Source organism: Burkholderia sp. Tr-20390 (assembly GCF_017104595.1).
Classification (GTDB): Bacteria; Pseudomonadota; Gammaproteobacteria; order Burkholderiales; family Burkholderiaceae; genus Burkholderia.
Map to the genome: position 1 here is coordinate 1 of NZ_JAAGPC010000273.1, position 8,577 is coordinate 8,577.

Genomic DNA, 8,577 nt, shown 5'->3' on the forward strand with positions numbered 1-8,577 from the left:
TCTCGCTGCTGTTGCTGTTCGTTGCGCTGGAGCAGATGTTCGGCTGGCCGAAGGGGCGCGGGATGGTGACGATCTGGATCGGTCACGTGATGCTGTGCGTGTCGTACGTGGCGATCATCGTGCAGTCACGCGTGAAGGAGATGAACAAGTCGCTGGAAGAAGCGGCGCTCGATTTGGGCGCGACGCCGCTGAAGGTGTTCTTCGTGGTGACGCTGCCGCTGATCTCGCAGGCGCTGCTGTCGGGTTGGCTGCTGTCGTTCACGCTGTCGATCGACGATCTGGTGCTGTCGGCGTTCCTGTCTGGCCCAGGCTCGACGACGCTGCCGCTGGTGGTGTTCTCGCGCGTGCGGCTGGGGCTGAACCCAGAGATGAACGCGCTGGCGACGCTGTTCATCACGGCGGTGACGATCGGCGTGATCGTCGTGAACCGGATGATGATCGCGCGTGAGCGGCGCCGCATCGCCGACATGAAGGCGGCGTTCGCGGTGGCGTGACGCCTCGCTTCCGGCTTCAAAGATAACAAGCACTGCAGACAAGCAACACGCGCTGCCCCAGGGGGGGCGCGCGATTCGATTCCGATTTGACAGGCGCACGACAAGGAGAATCCGCAATGAAGAAGAAACTGATCTGCCTGCTGGTGGCCGGCGCGTTACCGGGCATCGCGCTGGCCGACTCGACATCCGCCGAGATCAAGGCGCTGCAGGCGCAGGTCGCGGCGCTGCAGAAACAGATGAAGGCGATGCAGGCGCAACTGTCGGCGAAGGGCGGCCCCGCGACCGCGCAGGCCGGCACGAAGGCAGGGGCTGGCGCCGCGCCGGCCGCCGTGGCCATCGACCCGGGCTCGCCGGACTACGGCAAGGCGCAGGCCACGCTGACCAATGACGAGGTCGGCGAAATGAAGCAGCAGATCGCGAACCAGCAGCTGAAGGTCGACTCGCTGACGGACGCGGCCAACACGGGCCCGCTGGCCGGCCTGTCGGTGACGGGCTACATCGACCCGACCTACATGTACAACCGCGCGGCCGGCACGTCGTCGTTCCTGTTCGCGAACCACGAGAACGCGTACAACTACTTCAACAGCACGTTCGGCGATCTCTACCTCGACATCAAGAAGACGTTCGGCGTCGGCCCGATGGCGCCGTCGGCGGAAATCACGCTGATGCCGAACCGCGGCAACGGCATCACGCTGCTGCAGAACTCGCGCGGCTCGATCACCGACAACCTGCTGAACACCGCGGTCATCAACGTGCCGATCACCGCCGAAACGACGCTGGTCGCCGGCCTGATCCCGAGCTTCGGCGGCTACGAGGTGCAGCAGTCGAACCAGATGCTCACGCTCACGCACAACCTGCTGTACGATTTCTCGGATCCGGGCAGCTACGTCGGGATCGGCGCGAACTACACCAAGGGCAACTGGGCGTGGAAGTTCTTCCTCGGCAACGAGCAGTACCGCACGTATGGTTCGGTCACGCAGAAAGGCGTGAATGCGCTCGGCGACCCGATCACCACCAGCAACAAGGTGCCGACCTTCACCGCACGCGCGGACTACACGTGGTCGAGTGCGCTCGACATCGGCGGTTCATTCAATATCGGCCGCCAGACGCTCGCGAGTGCGATCGACCCAACCACTGGCGCGGTCAACTACGGCCCGGGTGGTGCAGCACCGAGCGCGTACGGCTCGTTCTTCTTCGGTGAACTCGACGCGACCTACACGCTCGCCGACATTCAGTACAACGCGGAAGTCGACTACGGCCGTCAGCAGCATGCGGCATTCAACGGCGGGCTCGCGCAGTGGTACGGCCTGTCGCTGCTCGCGCACCGCAAGTTCAACGCGCCGGTGGTCGGCCGCATGGGCGTGACGCTGCGCTACGACCTGCTCGCCAACTCGAAGAACGGCGGCGGCGGCGGCGGCATCGCGCTGAACGGCAACGGGATGGACCCGAGCAACGGCTTCGGCGTCGACGCGGACTGCCTCGCGCAGTCGAAGGCCGGCGGCGGCCTGGGCTTCGAGTGCAAGGGGGCCGTGCGCCAGGATGTCGCGCTCGACCTGCTGTTCTATCCGACCCAGCAGATCACCGTGAAGGTCGAATACCGCCACGACTGGGCGAACAACAAGGTGTTCCTGCGCAACGACGGATCGTATGGCAAGTCCAACGACCTGCTCGCGACGCAGTTCATCTATTCGTTCTGACGCAGCCCGCGCGGGACGCCGTGCCGCACGCACGGCGTCCCGCGCCGTTTTTACCGGCCGGACGACGGTGCGCGATGCACCGCCGCCGGCTGCAACGAGGGAGCCGGATTCATGACGCAGTCTTTCACCCGCCGCGCCGATGCGCTCGCGCGCGACTCGTACTACGAAGCGACGGCCGTGCGCCCCGCCGTGGACGACCCGGCGCTCGACGGGACGATCGACGTCGACGTCTGCGTGATCGGCGCCGGCTTTGCAGGCCTGTCGACGGCGCTCGACTGCCGCGCACGCGGGCTGTCCGTCGCGGTGATCGACGCGCACCGGCCCGGCTGGGGCGCGTCGGGCCGCAACGGCGGCCAGGCGATCACCGGCTTCGCGAAGGACGAGGAGATCGAGCGGCAGCTCGGCGCCGACGGCGCGCGCGCCGCGTGGTCGCTGTCGCTCGATGGCGTCGCGCTGATCGCCGAGCGGATCGCGCGCTACGGAATCGACTGCGACTTCACGCGCGGCTACCTGACGGTCGCGACGAAACCGCGCCGCATCGACGACCTGCGCGCGTGGATGGACGCCGCAACGCAGCGCTGGGGCCATCCGTCGCTGTCATGGCTCGACACCGGCGAGATCCGCGCGCGCATCGCATCGACACGCTATCTCGCGGGCGTCTACGATCCGCTGTCGGGCCACCTGCATCCGCTCAAGTACTGCCTCGGCCTGGCCGATGCCGCGCGCCGCGAAGGCGTCGCGCTGTACGCGCATACGCCCGCGCTCGACATCGTGCGCGGCGAGCGGCCCATCGTGCGCACGCCGACGGGCGACGTGCGCTGCCGCTTCGTCGTGTCGTGCTGCAACGCGGGCCCCGGCGGCGTGCTGCCGGCCGCGACGGCCGCCCGCATCGCGCCGATCGCGTCGACCATCATCGCGACCGAGCCGCTCGGCCATGCGCGCGCCGACGCGCTGATCGCGCAGCGCGAAGCCGTGTGCGACAACAACTTCTTTCTCGACTATTTCCGGCTGTCGGCCGACCACCGGATGCTGTTCGGCGGCCGCGCGAATTCGGCCGGCGCGTCGCCCGCCACGCTCGCCGAAACGATCCGGCGCCGCATGGTCGGCGTGTTCCCGCAACTCGGCGACGTGCGCGTCGACCATGCGTGGGGCGGCTTCGTCGACGTCACGCGCAACCGCGCGCCGGATTTCGGCGCGCTCGATCCGAACTTCTTCTACGTCCAGGGCTTCAGCGGCCACGGCGTCGCGCTCACCGGCATTGCCGGACGCGCGGTCGCCGGCGCGATCGCGGGCGACACGCGCGCGTTCGACCTGTTCGCGCGCATGCGTCACCGGCGCTTCCCCGGCGGCGACGCATGGCGGCAACCCGCGCTCGAACTCGGGATGCTGTACCACCGCGTGCGCGAGCTATTCTGAGCCAAACTCCTCCGTCATCCTGACCATGCAGACATTCGCCAACCAGCCGCACGTCGCGTCCTACTACGCGGCGACCGCCAACGATACGACCCGCCACGCGCCGCTCGCCGGCACGATCGATGCCGACGTGTGCGTGATCGGCGCGGGCCTCACGGGCCTGTCCGCCGCGCTCAATCTCGCCGAGCGCGGCCATTCGGTCGCCGTGCTCGAAGCGTCGCGGGTCGGATGGGCCGCGAGCGGCCGCAACGGCGGCCAGCTGATCGGCGGGTTCGCGTGCGACATCGACACGTTCGGGCAGTTCATGCCGGAAGCCGACGTGAAGCGCATCTGGGACATGGGGCTCGAAACGCTGTCGCTCGTGAAGTCGCGCATCGCACAGCACGACATCGACTGCGCGCTGGTGCCCGGCTACCTGACCGCCGCGAACACCGAGCGCGACGCCGACGGCCTGAAACGCTGGCGCGACGAAGCCGCGAAGCGCTTCGGCTACGACCGCTTCCACTTCGTCGAAGCCGACGAACTCGGCGACTACGTGCAGTCCGAGCGCTATTGCGGCGGCCTGTACGACCCGGACAGCGGCCACCTGCATCCGCTCAACTACACGCTCGGCCTCGCCCGCGCGGCGACCGGCGCGGGCGTGCGCATCCACGAGGACAGCTGCGTGACGCGCGTGCGCGACGTCGCGGGCGGCCATGTCGTCGAGACGAGCGGCGGCAACGTGCGCGCGCGCTTCGTCGTGCTCGCGTGCAATACCTTCGTCGGCACGCTCGCGCCCGCGCTGTCGAGGAAGATCATGCCGGTCGGCACCTACGTGATCGCGACCGAGCCGCTCGGCGACGCGCGCGCCGCCGCGCTGATGCCCGCGCGCGCGGCGATCTGCGACAGCCGCTTCGTGCTCGACTATTTCCGGCCGGCGCCCGACACGCGGCTCGTGTGGGGCGGCAAGGTCAGCTATTCGACGCGGGAGCCGCGCGATCTCGCGGCGGCGATGCGCGCGGACATGCTGAAGACGTTCCCGCAGTTGGCGGACGTGAAGGTCGATTACGCATGGGGCGGTTTCGTCGACATCACGATGAACCGCGCGCCGCACTTCGGCCGCATCGCGCCGACGATGTATTTCGCGCAGGGGTTCTCGGGGCACGGCGTGAACACGACCGCGCTCGCGGGCAAGCTGATCGCCGAGGCGATCAACGGACAGGCGAGCCGCTTCGACCTGTTCGACAAGATCCGCCATCGCGACTTCCCCGGCGGCGAGGCGCTGCGCACGCCGGCGCTGGTGCTCGCGATGAGCTGGTACCGGCTGCTCGACGCGTTCGGCGTGCATTGACCGGGTCACATCAACGAGAAACGGCCGCGTCGAAGCGCAGCCGTTCCGTTGTCGCCGTGCGCCGACGCGCCCCCGCTAATCCGCCACCTTCTGCCGCATCGTCACGAACTCCTCGGCCGCGGTCGGGTGAATGCCGATCGTGTCGTCGAACTGCGCCTTGGTCGCACCCGCGCGAATCGCGATCGCGATGCCCTGGATGATCTCGCCCGCATCGCGGCCGACCATGTGCGCGCCGACCACGCGCTGGCTGTCGCGCGCGACGACCAGCTTCATCAGCGTGCGCTCGTCGCGGCCCGACAGCGTGTGACGCAACGCCTTGAACGACGTGCGGTAGATATCGACGTCGCCGTCGTACAGGTCGCGCGCGGTCGACTCGGTGAGCCCGACCGTCGCGACCTCGGGCTGGCTGAACACCGCCGACGGCACCCATTCGTGATCGGCCGCGACGCGCGACCCGCCGAACAGCGTGCGGGCGAGCAACCCGCCGTCGCGCGTCGCGACCGGCGTGAGCTGCGGCCGCGACGTGACGTCGCCGATCGCGTGGATCGACGGCACCGACGTCGCCGAATACGCATCGACGGCAATCGCGCCACGCGCGTCGAGCATCACGCCCGCCTGCTCGAGCCCGAGGCCGTCGACGTTCGGCACGCGGCCGGTCGCATACAGCACCTGGTCGTACGGCCCGTGCCGCGCAGCGCCGACGCGCACGCTCAGCGTGCCGTCGTCCGCGCGCTCGATCGACTCGATCACCGAGCGTGCATGGATCGTGACGCCCTGTTTCGTCATCTCGTCGGTCAGGAACTGGCGCACGTCGTCGTCGAAGCCGCGCAGGATCTTCTCGCCGCGATAGAACAGGTCGACGTGGCTGCCGAAGCCGTTGAAGATGCCCGCGAACTCGACCGCGATATAGCCGCCGCCGACCACCGCGATGCGCTTGGGGCACGCGGCAAGCGACAGCGCCTCGCGCGACGTGATCGCATGCTCGATGCCGGGCCGCGCCGGCATCGACGGGCGCGAGCCGGTCGCGATCGCGATGTGGCGCGCACGGATCGTGCGTTCGCCGATCGCGACCGTGTGCGCATCGACGAGCGTCGCGCGCCCCGCATGCATCTCGACGCCCGATTGCCGCAGCAGGTTGATGTAGATGTCGCTGAGCCGGTTGATCTCGCGATCCTTCGCGGCGATCAGCGCGGGCCAGTCGAGCGTGCCGGCGCCGAAGGTCCAGCCGAAGCCCTTCGCATCCTCGACTTCATGCGGGTAGTGCGATGCGTAGACGAGCAGCTTCTTCGGAATGCAGCCGCGCAGCACGCAGGTGCCGCCGATCTGCTCTTCTTCCGCTATGCCGACGCGCGCGCCGTATGACGCGGACATGCGTGCGAGCCGCACCCCGCCCGAGCCGGCGCCGATGACGAACAGGTCGTAGTCGAAATCCATCGCATTCCCTCATCGCAGTTCGGATGACGGCACGATAGCAAGATTCCGGCAATCTTGCGGGGCACGGTGCAGCCCGGCGCGCGCCCAATAAAAAACGGCGAGAGACGTTGCCTCTCGCCGGTCAAACCAGCTGCCGGGTGTGTCATGCGTCACCGATCGACCGCATGCCCGACCTGCCGGCCGCGCGGCACCGGTCCGCCCGGGCGCGCGAAGGGCGCGCCCACGGCCGGACCAGCCGCCATGCTCATGCCTGCGACGTGTCGCTGCCGTCCGTCGCCTGCGTGTCGTCTGCCTGCTGCGGCTGCTCTTCCTTCTTCTCGAGCATGCCTTCGATCGCTTCCGCACCCTTGAAGCCGGCGACGGCGGCGGCCGCCTTGGTCAGCAGGCCCGCATCCGGATCCAGCTTTTCCGCGCCTTCGACAGCAGCGACTGCGCCAGCGATTTCACCCACGGTGTTCAGGATACCCATCGTCATCCCCTTTCAAGAAAATCGTGAGCGCATCGTCCCACGAAAAAAACCGGCGGACCGCGATTGTCATCACCGGATACACAAGTTACGCACCAGGCCGGCCGCACTCGCCGAGCGCAACCGGAACGACGCACGCGCGCGCCAGGCGGCACGCTACGGGCGATGCACGCAGCGTAGCGGAAAGGCTTCGCGCGCACTGTAAAAGTATGTTCTGGATTGCCGACGAAACCCTTACGGCGCGGGGGTCTCGTGATGGAGCATTCGCCGAATAGTCGTGTGCGCGTATGAAGGTCGCGTGGCGAAAAAAAAGAGGCGCCTCGCGGCGCCCCTTCGATGCAGGCCGGACGACTGCCGGCCGATGCGTTCCGACGTTCGTCAGAAGATATTGCGCAGGCCGATCGCGATGCCGGTCTGGTTGCTGCGACCCGGCAGCTCGACGTTCGCCGCGCCGTTCGTCTTGTTGAAGTCGACGGTGCCGTAGACTTCCGTGCGCTTGCTGAGCGCGTACTCGGCGATGCCGACGATCGCGTAGCGGTTGCCGCTCGCGAGCGTGCCGTTGGTGGTCATCGCGTTGCGCATGTGGTCGTAGTAGAACGCGCCCGTCAGCGTCAGCGGCGCGCTGACCTGCCAGCTCACGCCCGCGAACGGACCGTCGTCGATCCGGCCGGTGCCCTTCGCGACCGGAATCGTCTGCTGTGCGAGCAGGCTGTCGACGAAGCCCGTGTCGTCCTTCGAGCGCAGGTAGCCCGCGTAGATCTTCGCCTTGCTGAACGCATACACGACGTTCGCGTGGTAGATCGTCTGCTTGCGCGCCGAGTTGTCGCTGTTCTGCTGCGCGCCGGCCGCGATGCTGAGCGGGCCCATCACGTACGACAGCGACACGCCCCACGCATTGCCCTTGCCGAGCGAACCCGGGATCTGGCCCGAGAAGCCGCCCGCGCCGGTCGATTCGTAGTTGGTGCCGGTCGAGTACATCGCCTTCGCGGTCAGCCCGTCGAACTTGCCCGTGTACTTGATCTGGTTGTCCGCATACAGGCCGCCGCCGAGTGCGACCGGCAGCCATGCGTTTTCGAGGTAGTTGCCGACCGTCAGCGGATCGTAGGTATCCGACAGCAGGTCGAACAGCGGCGTCTTCTGGCGGCCGAGGGTCACCGTGCCGTACGGGCTCTGCAGGCCGACGTACGCGGCGCGGTTGAACAGGCGGCCGCTGTCGGCGAAGGCGCCGTTCTGCAGGTTCACGCCGCTCTCGAGGTTGAACACGGCCTTCAGGCCGCCGCCGAGGTCTTCCGTGCCGTAGATGCCGAAGCGGCTGTTCGTGATCGCGCCGTTGGTCATCGACAGCAGGCCGTCGTTCTTGGCGTTGGCGTTGGTCAGGTAACGGATGCTGGCGTCGGCGACGCCCCAGAGCGTGACCGAGCTTTGCGCGGCCGCGTACTGGCTGGCAAATGCGAGCGCGGCGCCCCCTGCGATGGCTGCGAGTCGGGTGGTCTGCTTCATGAGCTTTCCTTTTTTTAGGTGTCTCCATTCATGGCCGGCCGCGTGCGCAGCCGGGTGGCGATCGCTCACGTTCTTGGCGCGCGCGATGTGGGCTGAATCATATGACGACTGCCATCGCTGAAAGAAATTGAAATGCGCGGTAACGGCGGAACTGTCGCCCGCGCACAACGCTGCGCGCGGCAACGCACATCGGGCGGGCATCGGGCGCCGCACGGCAGCGGCCGCGAGCGCGGCTGACGGTGC

General features: G+C 68.0%; 7 protein-coding genes. 4 read left to right on the top strand and 3 right to left on the bottom strand.

What is annotated here, in order from left to right:
• The 4 genes from G3N98_RS36885 to G3N98_RS36900 all read left to right on the top strand — a co-directional run.
• Positions 1-494, top strand: a 494-nt coding sequence (locus G3N98_RS36885; RefSeq protein ID WP_206147189.1) for an ABC transporter permease subunit, incomplete at its 5' end; no start/stop codon positions are given.
• 116 nt (positions 495-610) lie between these two features.
• Entirely contained in the window at positions 611-2,191 is a 1,581-nt protein-coding gene (locus tag G3N98_RS36890) for a DUF3138 family protein (protein WP_206150879.1), read from the top strand.
• Positions 2,192-2,302: 111 nt separating this feature from the next.
• On the top strand, positions 2,303-3,607 hold the full coding sequence (locus tag G3N98_RS36895; protein WP_206150880.1) for an FAD-binding oxidoreductase: 1,305 nt from the start codon (positions 2,303-2,305) through the stop codon (positions 3,605-3,607).
• A gap of 25 nt (positions 3,608-3,632) precedes the next feature.
• Entirely contained in the window at positions 3,633-4,934 is a 1,302-nt protein-coding gene (locus G3N98_RS36900) for an FAD-binding oxidoreductase (protein ID WP_206150881.1), read from the top strand.
• Positions 4,935-5,009: 75 nt separating this feature from the next.
• Here G3N98_RS36900 and gor read toward each other — a convergent pair whose 3' ends face one another.
• The 3 genes from gor to G3N98_RS36915 form a co-directional block, all read right to left on the bottom strand.
• Positions 5,010-6,368, bottom strand: a complete 1,359-nt coding sequence (gor, locus tag G3N98_RS36905; protein WP_206150882.1) for a glutathione-disulfide reductase — start codon at positions 6,366-6,368, stop codon at positions 5,010-5,012.
• Between the two features lie 244 nt (positions 6,369-6,612).
• Positions 6,613-6,837, bottom strand: coding sequence for a hypothetical protein (locus G3N98_RS36910; RefSeq protein WP_043185162.1), 225 nt, complete (start codon positions 6,835-6,837; stop codon positions 6,613-6,615).
• Between the two features lie 375 nt (positions 6,838-7,212).
• Positions 7,213-8,334 (bottom strand): porin, encoded by a 1,122-nt coding sequence (locus G3N98_RS36915; RefSeq protein WP_034190325.1) that lies wholly within the window; start codon positions 8,332-8,334, stop codon positions 7,213-7,215.
• Positions 8,335-8,577 lie beyond the last annotated feature (243 nt).